The organism is Pseudomonas sp. P97.38, from assembly GCF_001269745.1.
Classification (GTDB): domain Bacteria; phylum Pseudomonadota; class Gammaproteobacteria; order Pseudomonadales; family Pseudomonadaceae; genus Aquipseudomonas; species Aquipseudomonas chlororaphis_E.
This window is the reverse complement of the sequence record NZ_LHVJ01000027.1, coordinates 1-17,394: the sequence shown is the minus strand read 5'-3', so window position 1 is coordinate 17,394 and position 17,394 is coordinate 1. Positions and strand designations below refer to the sequence as shown.

The window sequence follows — 17,394 nt, the reverse complement described above, 5'->3', positions numbered from 1 at the left end:
ACCTGCCCCAACCAACGCCAGTCAATCGATCAATTGCGCCGCTTTCAACGCGCCGACCGCGGTCAGCCAGCGTGGGTCCTGGCGGTACTCGGTGGAGGCAAAGGCGCGGCCGCGCATCCGGGCGATCCGCGCCGAGGGCGTGACCTTCAAGCGCTGGGCGGCACTCAAGGCCAGCTCGGCGGCCGCGCGATCGTTGCACACCAGGCCCATGTCGCAACCGGCCGTCAAGGCGGCTTCGATACGACTGGCGGCATCGCCCACCACATGGGCGCCGGCCATCGACAGGTCATCGCTGAAAATCACCCCGTCAAAACCCAGCTCGCCGCGCAGGATATCCTGCAGCCAGCGCCGGGAAAATCCGGCCGGGTTGGGATCGACCTGAGGATAGATCACATGGGCCGGCATGACTGCCGCCAGTTGCTGGCTGAGCCTGGCAAAGGGTACCAGGTCGTTGGCGCGGATCTGTTCCAGGCTCCGCTCGTCGTTGGGGATCGCCACATGGGAGTCCGCCTCGGCCCAGCCGTGCCCGGGGAAATGCTTGCCGGTGGCGGCCATCCCCGCGGCGCTCATGCCACGGATGAAGGCCCCGGCCAATAGGGCTGCACGCTCGGGATCACCTTCGAAGGCGCGACTGCCGACGACCGCGCTGCGCTGGTAGTCGAGGTCCAGCACTGGGGCGAAACTCAAGTCCAGGCCGACCGCCAGCACTTCGGTCGCCATGATCCAGCCGCACTGCTCGGCCAGGTATTCGGCATTCGGGTTATCGGCGATGGCCCGCATCGCCGGCAAGCGCACGAACCCCTGGCGCAGGCGCTGGACGCGGCCGCCTTCCTGATCCACCGCCAACAGGAGGTCGGGGCGAATGGCACGGATCGACGCGCTCAACTCCCGCACCTGACGCGGGTGCTCGATGTTACGGGCAAAAATGATCAGACCGCCCACTTCGGGCTGACGCAACAGGTGGCGATCTTCGGCCGTCAGCCAGGTACCGGCGACGTCCACCATCAACGAGCCTTGCAGGCCAGCAGTCATGGGATTTCCTTGATAAAGATGAACCCGCGCGCAACAACACTGCCAGGAAACAGGCCCGGCAGGTCGCGGTGACGCAATGGAAGATAGGACGGATTCGAAACGAGAGTCGGCATGGGCAGCTAGCTTAGCGGATGTAGGCCGCTGCGCCCACCCATGCCCTTAGGCCTTGGCGAGCGCCGGGGCGGATTTGCTGCGCGGGCGCAATTGCGCGGCCGCCATGGCTTCATCGGTCACGCCGGTTTCGGCGCGCATGCCGGCAGCCAGGAACGGCACCATCAACCGCATCACCTGCTCGATGGAGGTGTTCACGCCGAAATCGGTTTCCGCGATGGCTCGCAGCGCCTTGATACCGGACATGCTGAACGCGGCGGCACCGAGCATGAAGTGCACGCGCCAGAACAACTCGATCGGCGGGATACGCGGCGCCGCCTCATTGACCAGCAACATGTAGCGGCGGAACACCTTGCCGTACATGTCTTCCAGGTAACGCCGCAAGTGCCCCTGGCTCTGGCTGAACGCCAGGCCCAACAGGCGCATGAAGATGGACAGGTCGTTGCCGCTGCGAGGTTGCACGACAAGGGCTTGCTCGACCAGGATTTCCAACAGCTCTTCCAGGGTCGGCTTGACCTCGGGCTTGGCCTGGCGACGCTCCAGCTCGCGGTCGAGGCTCAGGCAGAACGGCCCGAGGAAGCGCGAGAACACGGCCTGGATCAAGGCCTTTTTCGAACCGAAGTGATAGTTCACCGCCGCCAGGTTGACCCCGGCCTTGCTGGTGATCAGGCGCAACGAGGTTTCGGCGAAACCTTTTTCCGCGAACAACTGCTCGGCAGCATCGAGGATGCGTTCAACGGTTTCCGACTGGGCCATGACTACTCCGCCTGACAAACACTTGTTTGAAACATACGTTTCAGCCTGTGGCTTGTCAAGTCTGCCGGGGCGTTTTGCGAACGCCCGGTCAGCTATTTAACCACACCTTTGAACGGGCTGTAGCCATGGCGCGGGCGACCGTCCAGCGCCTGGTGAAAAAAGGAGGATTGCCAAGCGTCGCCCACTGTATATAATCCCAGTCACTGTATAAAAAGACAGAGCGATCAATATGCTAAAGCTGACGCCACGCCAAGCAGAGATTCTGGCCTTCATCAAACGTTGCCTTGAAGACAACGGCTACCCGCCGACCCGTGCGGAAATCGCCCAGGAACTGGGGTTCAAGTCGCCCAATGCGGCTGAAGAACACCTCAAAGCGCTGGCCCGCAAGGGTGCAATCGAAATGACCCCGGGGGCGTCCCGCGGCATTCGTATTCCGGGCTTCGAAGCCAAGGCCGACGAGACTACCCTGCCGATCATTGGCCGCGTGGCCGCCGGTGCTCCCATCCTCGCCGAGCAACACGTCGAGGAGTCCTGCAACATCAATCCTTCGTTCTTCCACCCGCGAGCTGATTACCTGCTTCGGGTACACGGCATGAGCATGAAGGACATCGGCATCTTCGACGGCGACCTGCTGGCCGTTCATACCACCCGCGAAGCCCGTAATGGCCAGATCGTGGTGGCACGCATCGGCGACGAAGTGACCGTCAAGCGCTTCAAGCGCGACGGCAGCAAGGTCTGGTTGATTGCCGAGAACCCCGAGTTCGCGCCTATCGAAGTAAACCTGAAAGATCAGGACCTGGTCATCGAAGGCTTGAGCGTCGGCGTGATCCGCCGCTAAAGGAGGCTTTATGCAATTCCCTCACACCCCACAACACACACAACTGCCGCTGTTCGAGGCATTCATGGCCCAACCGCTGGTTCCAGTCCTGAAAGAGGTCATCGAATCGCCCTGGGGCGTCGAACCCGAGGCTTTCAGCGAACTGTCGTTACGGGGTGCAGCCGGGAATTGCCTGAACCTGCTGGCGCCGATCCTGCGAGAGCTGAGCCAAGACCAGGATGCTCGCTGGTTGACGCTGATCGCCCCACCGGCCAGCGTCACCCAAGCCTGGTTGCGCGATGCCGGCCTGAATCGCGAACGGATCCTGCTGCTTCAACCACGCGGGACCCAAAGCGCGCAACAATTGACCTGCGAAGCGTTGCGCCTGGGCCGCAGCCATACCGTCGTCAGCTGGATCAATCCGTTGACCGCGACCGCGCGACAACAATTGATCAGCGCCGCCCGCACCGGGGACGCACAAAGCTTGAATATTCGATTGGGCTAAGACAAGCGCAGGGCTTCTCCAGAACAGAGAAGCCGGTCAGAACAGTAGTGCTTCTAAAAAGCCGACAGACGGGATCAATGAAGAACCCGAGGGCCCTCTTCCTTGTTGAGTTCGCCTTCAACCAGGCGCCCCGCCATCTGGACACCCACGCTCAGCATCGCCTTGGCGACCTCGACGTGCTGGCCCTGAAGGAACGCCTTGGCGTCTTCGGAGAAGTTCAGCGTTACCAGGGAACCCTCATCCTCGGCCCTGCGCAGCTCGATGCGGCCATCAGGAAGTTCGACAATTTCTAGAAAGGACGTAGGCATAAAAGTCTGTTCTCCACGAAAGGCGAGGATTATATAGTCATCGGAACCGCTTCGCTCGGGATCTTGACCAAGCGTTGTCGGCGAATGTCTTGGGCCGAGCCGTAACTCAGCACTCGTTCAGCCCTTCGCGAAAGCGTAGTGCCAGGCTCTTGAGGTTCTGCCGCCAGCTTTCCAGCTCCTCCCGACTCAACACCTGCTCAGGCTCTTCTTCGTCCAGGTTGACCACGACGATCAGCGGCTGGGTCACGTCCCCCTTGGGCTTGCGGGGGGCCCGTGGCGGCTCGAAGAGCGCCGCATGGGCAGCCAACAGTTTCGCCAGCCAGGTTTCCGGGTTGTGGGCCAGCTCGACCATTTCAGCCAACTCCGGGATGGCGAGGGTTTCCAGCACTTCGCGGGTCAGCAATTGTTCGGCCCGGGAGGCATTCGCTTGCGGCAGGCGATAGAACCCTGCAATTTCATGGCACAACCCCAATAGAGCACCGTAAAGGTGGAACAGCACGGACTCACGCCCCGCCTGCAACAGCGCCGGGGAATTCATCGCGCGCCCATCCTCGGCCCTGGCGAGTGCTTCGAGCGACAGGCCGGCGAAATAAATCTTTTGATTGGTGCGGGTATAGAGTTCGTGGGCCATGGCGGCACCTCTCCAACGAAATAAAAGCGTCACGCAAGGGCGACAGTGTCGTGGATCGACCGAAGGCCCGCAAGCCAAAAACAGGAAGGCCGCATGAAAACCCCGGGGTCGTCATGCGGCCTTCCTGTTCATTGGGGCTTACAAGGGGTTCTCACCCGACGAGTAGCCGCCCTATCGGTCAGCGCTTGTCTTCAACGGTCCACTTGCCACCGTCGTAGAACGCCTTCCAGCCGGTTGGCTTGCCATCGACCTCGGTCTGCACGTACTGCTCCTTGGTCTTGCGGCTGTAGCGGATGACCGCCGGACGCCCTTCCGGGTCCTTCTGCGGGGCTTCGCAAAGGAAATGGTACTTCGGATCGATCTCGTCCTTGTGCGGCACGATCTCCATCACCAGCGGCGCACGGGTCTCGCGGTTTTTCGGGAACTGGCTGGCCGCCAGGAACAGACCGGAAGCACCATCGCGCAGGATGTAGGTGTCGTTGACCTTCTCGCACTGGAGTTCAGGCATTTTCACCGGGTCCATCTTCGGCGGCGCCGCGTCGCCGCTCTTGAGCAGCTTGCGGGTGTTCTTGCAGGTGGGGTTGGTGCAACCGAAGAACTTGCCGAAACGACCGGTCTTGAGCTGCATCTCGCTGCCGCACTTGTCGCATTCCAGGCTTGGGCCTTCATAGCCCTTGATGCGATAGGTGCCCTCTTCGATCTCGTAGCCGGCGCAGTCCGGGTTGTTGCCGCAGATGTGCAACTTGCGCTTTTCATCCAGCAGGTAAGCGTCCATCGCCGTGCTGCAGATCGGGCAGCGATGCTTGCCACGCAGCACCAGGGATTCGGACTCACCCTCGTCGTCCGCGGCGATTTCATCGCCAGGCACCAGGTTGACGGTCGCCTTGCAGCGCTCCTTGGGCGGCAGGCTGTAGCCCGAGCAACCGAGGAACACACCGGTCGATGCAGTACGGATCTGCATCGGACGACCGCAGGTCAGGCATGGAATGTCGGTCATGACCGGCTGGTTCGCCCGCATGCCACTTTCCGGACTTTCGGCCACTTCGAGTTTTTTCTTGAAGTCGCCATAGAACTCGTCGAGCACGTTTTTCCAGTCGCGCTCGCCCTGGGCCACGTCGTCGAGGTTTTCTTCCATGCCGGCGGTAAAACCGTAGTCCATCAGGTTCGAGAAGCTCTCGGACAGGCGCTCGGTAACGATGTCACCCATCTTTTCCGAATAGAACCGACGGTTGTGCAGTGCCACATAGCCACGATCCTGAATGGTGGAAATGATCGCCGCATAGGTCGAAGGACGACCGATGCCACGTTTTTCCATTTCCTTGACCAGGCTGGCTTCCGAATAGCGAGCAGGCGGCTTGGTGAAATGCTGGGTCGGATCAAGCTTGATCAGCTTCATCACGTCGCCCTGGGCCATATCCGGCAGAACGTCGTCATCCCCTGGCTTGGTGATTTGCGGCATGACGCGGGTGTAGCCGTCGAACTTGAGGATGCGGCCCTTGGCGCGCAGCTCGAAATCGCCAGCACCCACGCTGACCGTCGTCGACAGGTATTGCGCCGGCAGCATCTGGCAGGCCAGGAACTGGCGCCAGATCAGCTCGTAGAGACGCTCAGCATCGCGCTCCATGCCCGACAACTTGCTTGGCTCGGTATTGGCGTCGGACGGACGAATCGCTTCGTGAGCCTCTTGTGCGCCTTCCTTGCTGCTGTAGACGTTGGGCGTGTCCGGCAGGTATTTCTTGCCGAACTCGCTTTCTATATAAGTGCGCGCCATCGCCACGGCATCGGCCGAGAGGTTGGTCGAGTCGGTACGCATATAGGTGATGTAGCCGGCTTCGTACAGACGCTGGGCCATCATCATGGTTTTCTTCACGCCAAAGCCCAGGCGATTGCTCGCGGCCTGTTGCAGCGTGGAGGTAATGAACGGCGCCGACGGCTTGCTGCTGGTCGGCTTGTCCTCGCGCTTGACGATGCTGTAGCTGGACGCCTTGAGCTTCTCCAGCGCGGCCATGGCCTGGGCTTCATTGAGCGGCTTGAAGGCCTCGCCCTTCTCGCGGGCCACTTCGAAGCGCACGGTAGCGCCCTTGGCGGTTCCGAGGTCGGCGTGGACTTCCCAGTATTCCTCGGGGATGAACGCACGGATTTCCCGTTCGCGCTCCACCACCAGCTTGACCGCCACGGACTGTACGCGCCCGGCCGACAGGCCGCGGGCGATCTTGGCCCACAGCAGCGGCGAGACCATGTAGCCCACTACGCGATCGAGGAAGCGCCGCGCCTGCTGGGCGTTGACCCGGTGAATATCCAGTTCGCCCGGCTGGGAGAAGGCTTCCTGGATCGCCTTCTTGGTGATCTCGTTGAACACCACGCGCTTGTAGCGGCTGTCATCCCCACCGATGGCTTCGCGCAGGTGCCAGGCAATGGCTTCCCCTTCGCGGTCCAAGTCCGTCGCGAGATAGATGGTGTCGGCGTCCTTGGCGAGCCGACGCAGTTCTTCGATGACCTTTTCCTTGCCTGGGAGGATCTCGTACTTGGCTTTCCAGCCGTGTTCCGGATCAACCCCCATGCGCGAGACCAGCTGCTTGCGCGCCTTGTCTTTCGGCGACAGCGCCGGCGCTTCACCGGCAGCCGCCTTGCCGCGCTTGGCGGCTGGCTCCTTGCTGGCGCTAGCCGAACCGCTGGTGGGCAGGTCTCGGATATGGCCGATACTCGACTTCACCACGTATTGGTTGCCCAGATACTTGTTGATGGTCTTGGCCTTAGCCGGGGATTCCACAATGACCAGCGATTTGCCCATGGATCAGAAAATTCCTGAATGCTAAAAAGTGAAAGGCGGTTGGCGCCTGACGCGGCACCGCTATATATAGTGGCTGCAAGGTGAGGTCAAGCGCAGGGTTGCCCGCAGGTTGGCCTCAACGCTTGGGAAAAATGCTTTCCTCGGCCTGCACCAAAGCAAAGCGTGGCACCTGTTCGCCGTCAACCTCGACGGACTCCTGGAACATGCTCAAGGGACGCACCCAGAAGCCGTAATCGCCATACAGGGCTTGATAGAAGACCACTTCTTCCTCGGTCTCGGAATGCCGCGCAATACTGAATACGCGGTACTGCGGACCCTTGTAATGTTGGTAGAGCCCAGGTTGTATCGGCATGCTTTGGCCCTCACTGAATTTTTTTCAAAATAAAAACAAAATTTCTTTCTACTAAACCCGGAAAAACAAAAACCGGGGCACTTGGCCCCGGCTTCCATCGACGCAACGCTTAGACGCGTTCGAAGACAGTGGCGATGCCCTGGCCGAGACCAATGCACATGGTGGACACGCCAAACGTGCCGCCGTTCTGTTTCATCACGTTGAGCAACGTGCCGGAGATACGCGCACCGGAGCAACCGAATGGGTGGCCCAGGGCGATCGCGCCGCCGTGCAGGTTAACCTTCTCGTTCATCTTGTCGAGCACTTTCAGATCTTTCAGCACCGGCAGGGCCTGTGCGGCGAACGCTTCGTTGAGCTCGAAGAAGTCGATATCGGAGATGCTCAGGCCGGCACGCTTCAAGGCTTTCTGCGTGGCCGGTACCGGGCCATAACCCATGATCGCCGGGTCCACACCCGCCACGGCCATGGAGCGAATTACCGCCATCGGCTGGATGCCCAGGTCTTGGGCACGCTGGGCCGACATCACGATCATGCACGAGGCACCGTCGGTGATCTGCGACGACGTACCGGCAGTCACGGTGCCACCCTTCGGGTTGAACGCCGGCTTGAGGGTCGCCAGGCTTTCCAGGGTGGTTTCCGGACGAATGGTTTCGTCGTAGTCGAACAGCTTCAGGAAGCCGTTCTCGTCATAGCCCTGCATCGGGATGATTTCGTCCTTGAACTTGCCTTCCACGGTCGCCTTGTGGGCGAGCTGGTGGGAGCGCACGCCGAAGGCGTCCTGCTGCTCACGGGTGATGCCGTGCATCTTGCCGAGCATTTCCGCGGTCAGGCCCATCATGCCCGAGGCTTTCGCCGCGTACAGCGACATGTGCGGGTTCGGATCGACGCCGTGCATCATGCTCACGTGGCCCATGTGCTCGACACCGCCGACGACGAACACGTCGCCGTTGCCGGTCATGATCGCCTGGGCGGCGGTGTGCAGCGCACTCATGGACGAACCGCACAGGCGGCTGACCGTCTGGCCGGCTGCCGTGTGAGGAATCTGGGTCATCAGCGACGCCATGCGGGCGATGTTCCAGCCCTGCTCCAGGGTCTGGTTCACGCAGCCCCAGATCACGTCCTCGACTTCATTGGGGTCGACCTTGACGTTGCGTTCCAGCAGTTTGCTGATCAGGTGCGCCGACATGTCTTCGGCGCGGGTGTTGCGGTGCATGCCGCCCTTGGAGCGGCCCATCGGCGTACGACCGAAGTCGACAATCACGACGTCTCTAGGATTCAAGCTCATAAATGTTCTCTCGCTCTAGTCGTTGGGCGCTTAACCGAAGAAGCTCTGGCCGTTCTTGGCCATTTCACGCAGCTTCGCAGTCGGGTGGTACAGCGCGCCCAGATCAGCGTACTGGTCAGCCAGGGCAACGAACTCGGCCACACCGATCGAATCGATGTAGCGCAGCGCACCGCCACGGAATGGAGGGAAGCCGATACCGTAGACCAGGCCCATGTCGGCTTCGGCAGCCGTTTCGACGATGCCGTCTTCCAGGCAACGCACGGTTTCCAGGCACAGCGGGATCATCATCCAGTTGATGATGTCCTCGTCGGTGACCTCGCGCTGCTCGTAGACGATCGGCTTGAGCACTTCCAGCACCGACGGATCGGCGACTTTCTTCTGCTTGCCGCGCTTGTCGGTCTCGTAGGCATAGAAGCCCTTGCCGTTCTTCTGGCCCAGGCGCTTGGCCTCATAAAGCACGTCGACAGCCGAACGACGGTCGTCTTTCATGCGGTCCGGGAAGCCTTCGGCCATGACGTCGCGACCGTGGTGGCCGGTGTCGATGCCGACCACGTCCATCAGGTACGCCGGGCCCATCGGCCAGCCGAATTTTTCCATGATCTTGTCGATGCGCACGAAGTCCACGCCCGCGCTGACCAGCTTGGCGAAACCGCCAAAGTACGGGAACAGCACGCGGTTGACCAGGAAGCCCGGGCAATCGTTGACGACGATCGGGTTCTTGCCCATTTTCTTGGCGTAGGCCACGGTGGTGGCAATCGCCTGCTCGCTGGACTTCTCGCCACGGATCACTTCCACCAGCGGCATCATGTGCACCGGGTTGAAGAAGTGCATGCCGACGAAGTTTTCCGGGCGCTTGAGGGCCTTGGCCAGCAGCGAAATGGAGATGGTCGAGGTGTTCGACGCGAGGATGGTGTCCTCTTTGACCTTGTCTTCGACTTCAGCCAGTACCGCTTGCTTGACCTTCGGGTTTTCCACGACCGCTTCGACCACCAGGTCGACATGGCCGAAATCACCGTAGGACAGGGTCGGACGAATGCCGTTGAGCACTTCGGCCATCTTCGCAGCGGTCATGCGACCTTTATCGACGCGACCCACCAGCAGCTTGGCGGCTTCGGCCAGGCCCTGCTCGATCCCGTGCTCGTTGATGTCCTTCATCAAGATCGGCGTGCCCTTGGACGCCGACTGGTAGGCGATACCGCCACCCATGATGCCGGCGCCGAGCACGGCGGCCTGCTTCACGTCACGGGCGATTTCATCATAGGCCTTGGCCTTTTTCTTCAGTTCCTGATCATTGAGGAACAGGCCGATCAGGCTCTGTGCAGCCGAGGTCTTGGCCAGTTTGACGAAGCCGGCGGCTTCGACTTCCAGAGCCTTGTCGCGACCGAAGTTCGCGGCTTTCTGGATGGTCTTGATCGCTTCGACCGGGGCAGGGTAGTTCGGGCCAGCCTGGCCGGCAACGAAGCCCTTGGCGGTTTCGAAGGCCATCATCTGCTCGATGGCGTTGAGCTTGAGCTTTTCCAGCTTCGGCTGGCGCTTGGCCTTGTAGTCGAACTCGCCGCTGATGGCGCGCTTGATCGTCTCAAGGGCCGCAGCCTGGAGCTTGCCAGGTTCGACCACGGCATCCACGGCGCCGACTTTCAGCGCGTCTTCGGCACGGTTTTCCTTGCCGGCGGCAATCCACTCGATGGCGTTGTCGGCACCGATCAGGCGCGGCAGGCGCACGGTCCCGCCGAAGCCCGGGTAGATGCCCAGCTTGACTTCCGGCAGGCCGATCTTGGCGGTGGTGGACATGACGCGGTAGTCCGCCGCCAGGCACATTTCGAGGCCGCCACCCAGGGCGATGCCGTTGATGGCCACGACGGTCGGTACGTTGAGGTCTTCGAAATCGCTGAAAATGCGGTTGGCTTCGAGGTTGCCAGCGATCAGCTCGGCATCGGGCAGCTTGAAGTTGTCGACGAATTCGGTGATGTCGGCGCCGACGATGAACACGTCCTTGCCGCTGCTGACGATCACACCCTTGATCGAAGCATCTGCCTTGATAGTGTCCACGGCCTGACGCAGTTCATTCAGGGTAAGACGGTTGAACTTGTTGACGGACTCACCCTTGAGATCGAACTTCAGTTCGACGATGCCACTTTCAAGAGCCTTAACCGTGATGGCTTTACCTTCGTAAATCATCAACTGATCTCCACGATATGGAAGCTGAACAGTACACGTTGAACGCTGACCGCTGGTTGGGCATTGACGTTACCGTCGATGCTACGCCAATCCGCCAGGCACACCCGTCAACGCGATAGTCGGGTTCTGTAGGAACGTTCTGAAAATACAAACGCTCAATTCATACGCCCGTTTGATTTGGGTACGTCACCTTCACGGAATTTCCGACAATTGTCAATCGCCCTAAACAGAGGGCGCGAACACGACTTTACGGTCATTTTCGTACCGTACGGATCCGCAACACCCGGCCGCATGAGCAGCCATTCATAAGATCAATTATTAGAAAAGTCGCCCTAATCCCGGGCAAAGCCGACACAACCGACTACGCTGTCGCAAACACGCTGAAATTGTTCGAGCAAGGGCGTTACGAACGAACGCCCGGAAATGACATTTGGTTACCGGCCTGCCTGGCCAACCCGCCCGATGAGTCTGTCGGGCTTTTTTACGACTCAGGCCAGAGCCTTGAGCACCTCGGCAATATGCTGCAAAACACTGGTTTCGCCCTTTTCGCCCCAATACAAGGCGATCATTTGCCGATCAGCTTCGACCTTGTAGACGTTGGCCGGCAACTTTTCGAAATGCACAAGCAACGCCTCATCCTGGCAAACTTCTCGCCACTGGTTGACCCACACACCGGGCGCGGACTGCCAGTAACTCCAGCTGTCCGGCTGCTTGCCGCGCCGCGGCCGATGGTACTGGGCACAAGGGTTCGGCGGCTGCTGGCCGAGCCAGTGAGGCCATTCCTGCGGCGCCAATTGCATGGCCAGGCCAAGGCGCCGTGCCTCCATGCGCAGGGCCATCCGACCACTCTGAACACGGGAGGGCCGCAACCATGCCAGAGGACTTAACACCACCAACAGGATTGACACCACTATCCAGACCGTCATATTCGTACTCCCGAATTTTGAGGAGCCATTGACCTGCGTCGCCGTCAATGCGCTTGAAACCAGCCATACTTACCGTATCGCAATTCTCTGGAGTGCCTTCCATGTACTACGAACACGTTCTGGTCGCCGTCGACCTCACTGAAGAATGCGATCCCGTCGTCAAGCGCGCCCTCGCCCTTTGCGAAGGCCGGGAGACCAAACTGTCGCTGGTGCACATCGTCGAACCGATGGCCATGGCCTTTGGTGGCGACGTTCCCATGGACCTGTCCCAATTGCAGCAACAGCAATTCGACCAGGCCAAGGAGCGCCTTGACCGGCTGATCGTGAAGTATCCGGCGCTGAAAAAGGAATTCAGTCACTTGACCTACGGCCAACCGCGCCAGGAAATCCATCACCTGGCCAAGGAACAGGGTTGCGACCTGATCGTCGTCGGCAGCCATGGCCGCCACGGCCTGGCTCTGCTGCTGGGCTCCACCGCCAACGACGTGCTGCACGGCGCACCGTGCGATGTGCTGGCGGTGCACCTGATCAAGCGCAGCTGATTCACCAAGGAACTCAGCTCACTGACCGTGGCGAGGGAGCTTGCTCCCGCTGGCGGTGAGTGCCTCGCACTCAGGCGGCAGCAAATCCCCTCGCCACGGTCAGTGAGCGTGCGGGCTCAAGCGTCCAGCTCGGCCCAACGCTCGACCAATGCATCCAGCTCGGCCTGCAGTTGCTCCAGGTGCGCAATCACTTTGGCGGTTTCAGCAGCAGGTCGCTGGTAGAACCCGGTGTCGGCCATCTCGGCTTCCACCGCTGCGATCTGCTGCTCCTTCGCATCGATATCACCGGGCAAGGCTTCCAGCTCACGCTGCAGCTTGTAGCTGAGTTTCTTCTTCGCCGGGGCCGGAGCGGCGGCAGCGGGCACCGGGGCCGGCTCGGCCTTGACCACGGCCGAGTTCAGGTCGGCCTTGCCGGACTTGCTCTCGGTCACGCCCAGAAGACGCGGCGAACCGCCCTGGCGCAGCCAGTCCTGGTAACCGCCAACGTATTCGCGAACCCGGCCTTCGCCTTCGAACACCAGGGTGCTGGTGACCACGTTGTCGAGGAATGCCCGGTCGTGACTGACCATCAGCACCGTGCCATTGAAGGTCAGCAGCACTTCTTCCAGAAGTTCCAGGGTTTCCACGTCCAGGTCGTTGGTCGGTTCGTCGAGCACCAGCAGGTTTGCCGGCTTGCTGAACAGCTTGGCCAACAGCAAGCGCGCGCGCTCGCCACCCGACAGCGCCTTGACCGGCGTGCGGGCGCGCTGCGGGCTGAACAGGAAGTCGCCGAGGTAGCTCAATACGTGACGGCTCTGGCCATCGATCTCGATGAAATCGCGGCCTTCGGCGACGTTGTCGATCACGGTTTTTTCCAGATCCAACTGATGGCGCAATTGGTCGAAGTAGGCCACGTCGATCTTCGTGCCCTCTTCCACCTTGCCACTGCTCGGGACCAGGCCACCGAGCATCAGCTTGAGCAGAGTGGTCTTGCCGGTGCCGTTGGCACCCAGCAGGCCGATGCGGTCGCCACGCTGCAGGACCATGGAAAAATCCTTGACCAGGAACGGCCCGCCGGGATGGGCGAAGCTGACGTTCTCCAGCACCATGACCTGTTTGCCGGATTTTTCGGCCGTTTCCAGTTGGATATTGGCCTTGCCGGTGCGCTCACGGCGTTCGCTGCGCTCCACGCGCAGCGCCTTGAGGGCACGTACCCGGCCTTCGTTACGGGTACGACGGGCCTTGATACCCTGGCGGATCCAGACTTCTTCCTGGGCCAGGCGCTTGTCGAACAGGGCGTTGGCGGTCTCTTCCGCCGCCAGCACGGCTTCCTTGTGCACCAGGAAGCTGGCGTAGTCGCCGTTCCAGTCGATCAGGCCGCCACGGTCCAGCTCAAGGATGCGGGTGGCCAGGTTTTGCAGAAAGGAACGGTCGTGGGTGATGAACAGCACCGCCCCCTGGAAGTCCTTCAAGGCTTCTTCAAGCCAGGCAATCGCACCGATGTCCAGGTGGTTGGTCGGTTCGTCGAGCAGGAGCAGGTCCGGCTCGGACACCAGGGCCTGGGCCAGCAAAACGCGACGACGCCAGCCGCCGGACAATTCGGCGAGGGTCTTGTCGGCCGGCAGTTGCAGGCGGCTCAGGGTGCTGTCGACCAGTTGCTGCAGACGCCAGCCATCACGGGCTTCGAGGTCCTGCTGGACGTGCATCAGCTTGTCCAGGTCCGCGTCGGTGACGATGTTCTGGCTCAGGTGGTGATATTCGGCCAGCAGCGCGCCGACACCGTCGAGGCCCTCGGCAACCACGTCGAACACGGTCCGCTCGTCGGCTACCGGCAGTTCCTGGGGCAGTTCGCCGATTTTCAGGCCTGGCGCACGCCAGACCGAGCCGTCATCGGGCTTCTGATCGCCCTTGACCAGCTTCATCATGCTGGACTTGCCAGTGCCATTGCGGCCGATGATGCACACCCGCTCACCACGGGCGATCTGCCAGGACACCTTGTCCAACAACGGCATCGCGCCGAAAGCAAGGGACACATCGCTGAATTTGAGCAGGGTCATGAGCTTCTCCAAAAACCGGGCGCGCATTCTACCTGAGAAGCGCCCGGCCAGGGCCGCCAATTTCGTCGCCAAGGCGCCCTTTAGCGGTTATGCCGCACAAATGTTGCGAACTGATACCAACGGCCCCGCAAAGCTTTCGCCGGTTGCTGGCAAAAGGCTAAGCTACAGACAGTTACCCCAGGTTCCCCCTGGGCTTGTCATGTTTTTTCTGCCCGGATGTCTCATGCGCAGTCGCCTTTTCAGTGTTCTATCGTGTCTATTTGTCTGTGCCACTGCCGTTCAATCCGCCCAGGCCGTGGATATTTCTACCCAGCGCCAGTACTACGATGAGGCCAAGCGCGCCCTGGCCAAAGGCGATTCAGGTCCTTACTTGCGCTACAGTCAGGCGCTGCGCGACTATCCGCTGGAACCGTACCTGGCCTACGACGAACTGACCGCTCGCCTCAAGAGCGCCAGCAACGCCGAAATCGAAAAATTCCTCGCCGAACACGGCGACCTGCCCCAGGCCAACTGGATGAAATTGCGCTGGTTGCGCTGGCTGGCCGAACGCGGCGACTGGGACACCTTCGTCAAGTACTACGACCCCAAGCTCAATTTCACCGAACTGGACTGCCTCAACGCGCAGTACCAGCTCAACCATGGCTTGAAGGCCGAGGGCTATGCCAATACCGAAAAACTCTGGCTCACCGGCAAATCCCAGCCCGACGCCTGCGACACCCTGTTCGGCGTGTGGGCAGCCCAGGGCCAGTTGACCGAACAGAAGCGCTGGGAGCGCGCCAAACTCGCCGCCCAGGCGCGTAACTACCCATTGGCCAACAGCCTGGTCAATGCCATGACCACCCTCGCCCCCCGTGGCAAGCTGCTGGTGGATGTGGCGCAAAAACCCGAATTGCTCAACCAGCCGTCGCGCTTCCTGCCGGCCGACGAACCGATGTCCGATATCGTCAGCCTGGGCCTGCGTCGCCTGGCCCGCCAGGACCCGGACAAAGCCATGGCCCTGCTGGACGGCTATGCCAGCACCATGCGTTTTTCCCGGGATGAGAAAGTCGCGATCGCCCGGGAAATCGGCCTGACCCTGGCCAAGCGTTTCGACAGTCGCGCCCTGGCCGTAATGACCCAATACGACCCGGAACTGCGGGACGATACCGTTTCCGAATGGCGCCTGCGCCTGCTGCTGCGCCTGGCTCGCTGGGACGACGCCTACCAATTGACCCGCCGCCTGCCCGAATCGCTGGCCAGCACCAACCGCTGGCGCTACTGGCAGGCCCGCACCCTCGAACTGGCCCAACCCCAGAACCCCGAGGCACTGACGCTCTACAAGCACCTGGCCCGCGAGCGCGATTTCTACGGTTTCCTGGCCGCTGACCGCTCCCAGTCGCCCTACTCGCTCGTCAACAAGCCGCTGGTGATGAGCCAGGCGCTGATCAACAAAGTACGCAACACCCCTGGCGTGCGCCGTGCACTGGAATTCCACGCCCGCGGCGACATCGTCGATGGTCGCCGCGAGTGGTACCACGTCAGCCGTCATTTCAATCGGGACGAAATGGTCGCCCAGGCCAAACTGGCCTACGACCTGAAGTGGTATTTCCCGGCCATCCGTACTATCAGCCAGGCCAAGTACTGGGACGACCTGGACATCCGCTTCCCGATGGCCCACCGCGACACCCTGGTACGCGAAGCCAAGGTCCGTGGCCTGCATTCGAGCTGGGTGTTCGCGATCACCCGCCAGGAAAGTGCCTTCATGGACGACGCCCGCTCCGGCGTCGGTGCTGCCGGCCTGATGCAACTGATGCCCGGCACGGCCAAGGAAACCGCACGCAAGTTCAGCATTCCGCTGGCGTCGCCGCAGCAAGTGCTGAGCCCGGACAAGAACATCCAGCTTGGCGCGGCCTACCTGAGCCAGGTCCACAGCCAGTTCAACGGCAACCGCGTCCTGGCCTCGGCGGCCTACAACGCCGGCCCAGGCCGCGTGCGCCAGTGGCTACGCGGCGCCGACCACCTGAGCTTCGACGTCTGGGTGGAAAGCATCCCCTTCGACGAAACGCGCCAATACGTGCAGAACGTCTTGTCGTACTCGGTGATCTACGGCCAGAAACTCAACTCACCGCAGCCGTTGGTGGACTGGCATGAGCGGTACTTTGATGATCAGTGATTACTAACGGAAGCTGTTGCTGAGAAGAAAAAATGCCCGCGTCGAAAGATGCGGGCATTTCTTTTTGCTCGCTTGCTGGACCCTGTGGGAGCGGGCTTGCCCGCGAATGCAGTGAATCAGTTGATGAAGAGGTTGGCTGACCCACCGCCTTCGCGGGCAAGCCCGCTTGTGTCTGAGTAAGGGAATAAACTCTGGGGTGAGAGGGGTAGATGGCAAGCTGTGAGTCCGCGGTGCTTGAAGCACGAGTGGGAGCAAAGCTGCCATCTACCTTTCTACTCTGGCCCATAAGCCCGAACAGTTGTACGAGCGGCACTCGAATCACAAGCGTGGGCAAAGCCAGAGCACTCTCATTTCTGAGTGTAAGAGGGTTTTGCCATGATTTCCTGGGTCGGTATCGATATATCCAAATCAAATCTCGTCGTTTGGGTTCGACCACAGAACCAAGGCTATGAGGTCCCCAATACGTCTGAGGGTTTTGCACAGCTGGTCGAACAGCTAAGCCAATACACGATTGGCCGGGTGTTACTGGAAGCCACGGGCGGCTATGAGCGAAAGGTTATGGCAGCACTGCAGGAGGCAGGTTTCAATGTGCTCAGGATCAACCCTCGCCGGGCTAGAGCCTTCGCCGTAGCTATGGGCAAGAATGCCAAGACCGACCCCATCGATGCGGCTGTTCTTGCCGATTTTGCCGAAGCTCTGCATGCGTCTCACGAAAAGCCCATTTCACCTGAGCGTGAAGCACTGCGGGAGCTGATTCAGCTGCGCGAACACTTCGTCCAGCAACGAGATGACAACAAGCGCCGACTACAGCAGGCTCAGCTTCCGGCGGTTATCGAGGTGATCAAAGATCATATTCGCTACCTGCAAATCCAAATCAAGCAGTTTGGCAAAGCCATTAATCAAAGCATGCGTAAGCTGGATGCGGAGAAAGCCGACCGACTCACATCAGTTAAAGGGATCGGCACTGTGGCG

15 protein-coding genes are annotated in these 17,394 nt (G+C 60.9%); 5 read left to right on the top strand and 10 right to left on the bottom strand.

Annotated features, from left to right (window positions below; genetic code table 11):
- Positions 1-21 precede the first annotated feature (21 nt).
- Both nagZ and AD664_RS21735 read right to left on the bottom strand, forming a co-directional pair.
- Positions 22-1,020, bottom strand: coding sequence for a beta-N-acetylhexosaminidase (nagZ, locus tag AD664_RS21740; RefSeq protein WP_172679759.1), 999 nt, complete (start codon positions 1,018-1,020; stop codon positions 22-24).
- A 171-nt stretch (positions 1,021-1,191) separates the two neighbouring features.
- The gene (locus AD664_RS21735) at positions 1,192-1,899 is read right to left on the bottom strand and encodes a TetR/AcrR family transcriptional regulator (protein ID WP_047737767.1); all 708 of its coding nucleotides are present in this window, start codon (positions 1,897-1,899) and stop codon (positions 1,192-1,194) included.
- Between the two features lie 229 nt (positions 1,900-2,128).
- Between AD664_RS21735 and lexA the strand changes: the two genes are divergently transcribed.
- Positions 2,129-2,737, top strand: a complete 609-nt coding sequence (gene lexA, locus AD664_RS21730) for a transcriptional repressor LexA (RefSeq protein ID WP_047227210.1) — start codon at positions 2,129-2,131, stop codon at positions 2,735-2,737.
- A gap of 10 nt (positions 2,738-2,747) precedes the next feature.
- Positions 2,748-3,221, top strand: coding sequence for an SOS-induced cell division inhibitor SulA (gene sulA / locus AD664_RS21725; RefSeq protein ID WP_042729270.1), 474 nt, complete (start codon positions 2,748-2,750; stop codon positions 3,219-3,221).
- 74 nt (positions 3,222-3,295) lie between these two features.
- On the opposite strand, the gene AD664_RS21720 is transcribed toward sulA, so the two are convergent.
- From AD664_RS21720 to AD664_RS21690, 7 genes are all read right to left on the bottom strand, one after another.
- Positions 3,296-3,529, bottom strand: a complete 234-nt coding sequence (locus tag AD664_RS21720) for a hypothetical protein (protein WP_053149590.1) — start codon at positions 3,527-3,529, stop codon at positions 3,296-3,298.
- Between the two features lie 106 nt (positions 3,530-3,635).
- The gene (locus AD664_RS21715) at positions 3,636-4,160 is read right to left on the bottom strand and encodes a DUF6586 family protein (RefSeq protein WP_053149588.1); all 525 of its coding nucleotides are present in this window, start codon (positions 4,158-4,160) and stop codon (positions 3,636-3,638) included.
- A gap of 178 nt (positions 4,161-4,338) precedes the next feature.
- Positions 4,339-6,951 (bottom strand): type I DNA topoisomerase, encoded by a 2,613-nt coding sequence (topA, locus tag AD664_RS21710; protein WP_053149586.1) that lies wholly within the window; start codon positions 6,949-6,951, stop codon positions 4,339-4,341.
- A 115-nt stretch (positions 6,952-7,066) separates the two neighbouring features.
- A complete protein-coding gene (locus tag AD664_RS21705; protein ID WP_042729273.1) occupies positions 7,067-7,303 on the bottom strand; it encodes a DUF1653 domain-containing protein in 237 nt (78 codons plus the stop codon).
- A gap of 109 nt (positions 7,304-7,412) precedes the next feature.
- Entirely contained in the window at positions 7,413-8,588 is a 1,176-nt protein-coding gene (fadA, locus tag AD664_RS21700; RefSeq protein ID WP_042729274.1) for an acetyl-CoA C-acyltransferase FadA, read from the bottom strand.
- 30 nt (positions 8,589-8,618) lie between these two features.
- Entirely contained in the window at positions 8,619-10,766 is a 2,148-nt protein-coding gene (fadB, locus tag AD664_RS21695; protein WP_042729275.1) for a fatty acid oxidation complex subunit alpha FadB, read from the bottom strand.
- A 488-nt stretch (positions 10,767-11,254) separates the two neighbouring features.
- Positions 11,255-11,692 carry a hypothetical protein gene (locus tag AD664_RS21690; RefSeq protein ID WP_042729276.1) on the bottom strand — a complete coding sequence of 146 codons (438 nt, stop codon included), beginning with the start codon at positions 11,690-11,692 and terminating at the stop codon, positions 11,255-11,257.
- Between the two features lie 101 nt (positions 11,693-11,793).
- On the opposite strand from AD664_RS21690, the gene AD664_RS21685 reads away from it, so the two are divergent.
- A complete protein-coding gene (locus AD664_RS21685) occupies positions 11,794-12,234 on the top strand; it encodes a universal stress protein (RefSeq protein ID WP_042729277.1) in 441 nt (146 codons plus the stop codon).
- A 116-nt stretch (positions 12,235-12,350) separates the two neighbouring features.
- Here the strand turns inward: AD664_RS21685 and AD664_RS21680 are convergent, their stop codons facing one another.
- On the bottom strand, positions 12,351-14,270 hold the full coding sequence (locus AD664_RS21680) for an ATP-binding cassette domain-containing protein (RefSeq protein ID WP_053149584.1): 1,920 nt from the start codon (positions 14,268-14,270) through the stop codon (positions 12,351-12,353).
- Between the two features lie 223 nt (positions 14,271-14,493).
- On the opposite strand from AD664_RS21680, the gene AD664_RS21675 reads away from it, so the two are divergent.
- Together AD664_RS21675 and AD664_RS21670 are read left to right on the top strand one after the other, a co-directional pair.
- A complete protein-coding gene (locus AD664_RS21675; RefSeq protein WP_053149581.1) occupies positions 14,494-16,422 on the top strand; it encodes a transglycosylase SLT domain-containing protein in 1,929 nt (642 codons plus the stop codon).
- Positions 16,423-16,797: 375 nt separating this feature from the next.
- Positions 16,798-17,394, top strand: a 597-nt coding sequence (locus AD664_RS21670; protein WP_053149580.1) for a transposase, incomplete at its 3' end; no start/stop codon positions are given.

What these genes read in the sequence shown, in the direction of transcription:
- AD664_RS21735 (WP_047737767.1), bottom strand. Translation starts at nt 1,899, where the DNA reads ATGGCCCAGTCGGAAACCGTTGAACGCATCCTCGATGCTGCCGAGCAG.
- lexA (WP_047227210.1), top strand. Translation starts at nt 2,129, where the DNA reads ATGCTAAAGCTGACGCCACGCCAAGCAGAGATTCTGGCCTTCATCAAA.
- sulA (WP_042729270.1), top strand. Translation starts at nt 2,748, where the DNA reads ATGCAATTCCCTCACACCCCACAACACACACAACTGCCGCTGTTCGAG.
- AD664_RS21720 (WP_053149590.1), bottom strand. Translation starts at nt 3,529, where the DNA reads ATGCCTACGTCCTTTCTAGAAATTGTCGAACTTCCTGATGGCCGCATC.
- AD664_RS21715 (WP_053149588.1), bottom strand. Translation starts at nt 4,160, where the DNA reads ATGGCCCACGAACTCTATACCCGCACCAATCAAAAGATTTATTTCGCC.
- topA (WP_053149586.1), bottom strand. Translation starts at nt 6,951, where the DNA reads ATGGGCAAATCGCTGGTCATTGTGGAATCCCCGGCTAAGGCCAAGACC.
- AD664_RS21705 (WP_042729273.1), bottom strand. Translation starts at nt 7,303, where the DNA reads ATGCCGATACAACCTGGGCTCTACCAACATTACAAGGGTCCGCAGTAC.
- fadA (WP_042729274.1), bottom strand. Translation starts at nt 8,588, where the DNA reads ATGAGCTTGAATCCTAGAGACGTCGTGATTGTCGACTTCGGTCGTACG.
- fadB (WP_042729275.1), bottom strand. Translation starts at nt 10,766, where the DNA reads ATGATTTACGAAGGTAAAGCCATCACGGTTAAGGCTCTTGAAAGTGGC.
- AD664_RS21690 (WP_042729276.1), bottom strand. Translation starts at nt 11,692, where the DNA reads ATGACGGTCTGGATAGTGGTGTCAATCCTGTTGGTGGTGTTAAGTCCT.
- AD664_RS21685 (WP_042729277.1), top strand. Translation starts at nt 11,794, where the DNA reads ATGTACTACGAACACGTTCTGGTCGCCGTCGACCTCACTGAAGAATGC.
- AD664_RS21680 (WP_053149584.1), bottom strand. Translation starts at nt 14,270, where the DNA reads ATGACCCTGCTCAAATTCAGCGATGTGTCCCTTGCTTTCGGCGCGATG.
- AD664_RS21675 (WP_053149581.1), top strand. Translation starts at nt 14,494, where the DNA reads ATGCGCAGTCGCCTTTTCAGTGTTCTATCGTGTCTATTTGTCTGTGCC.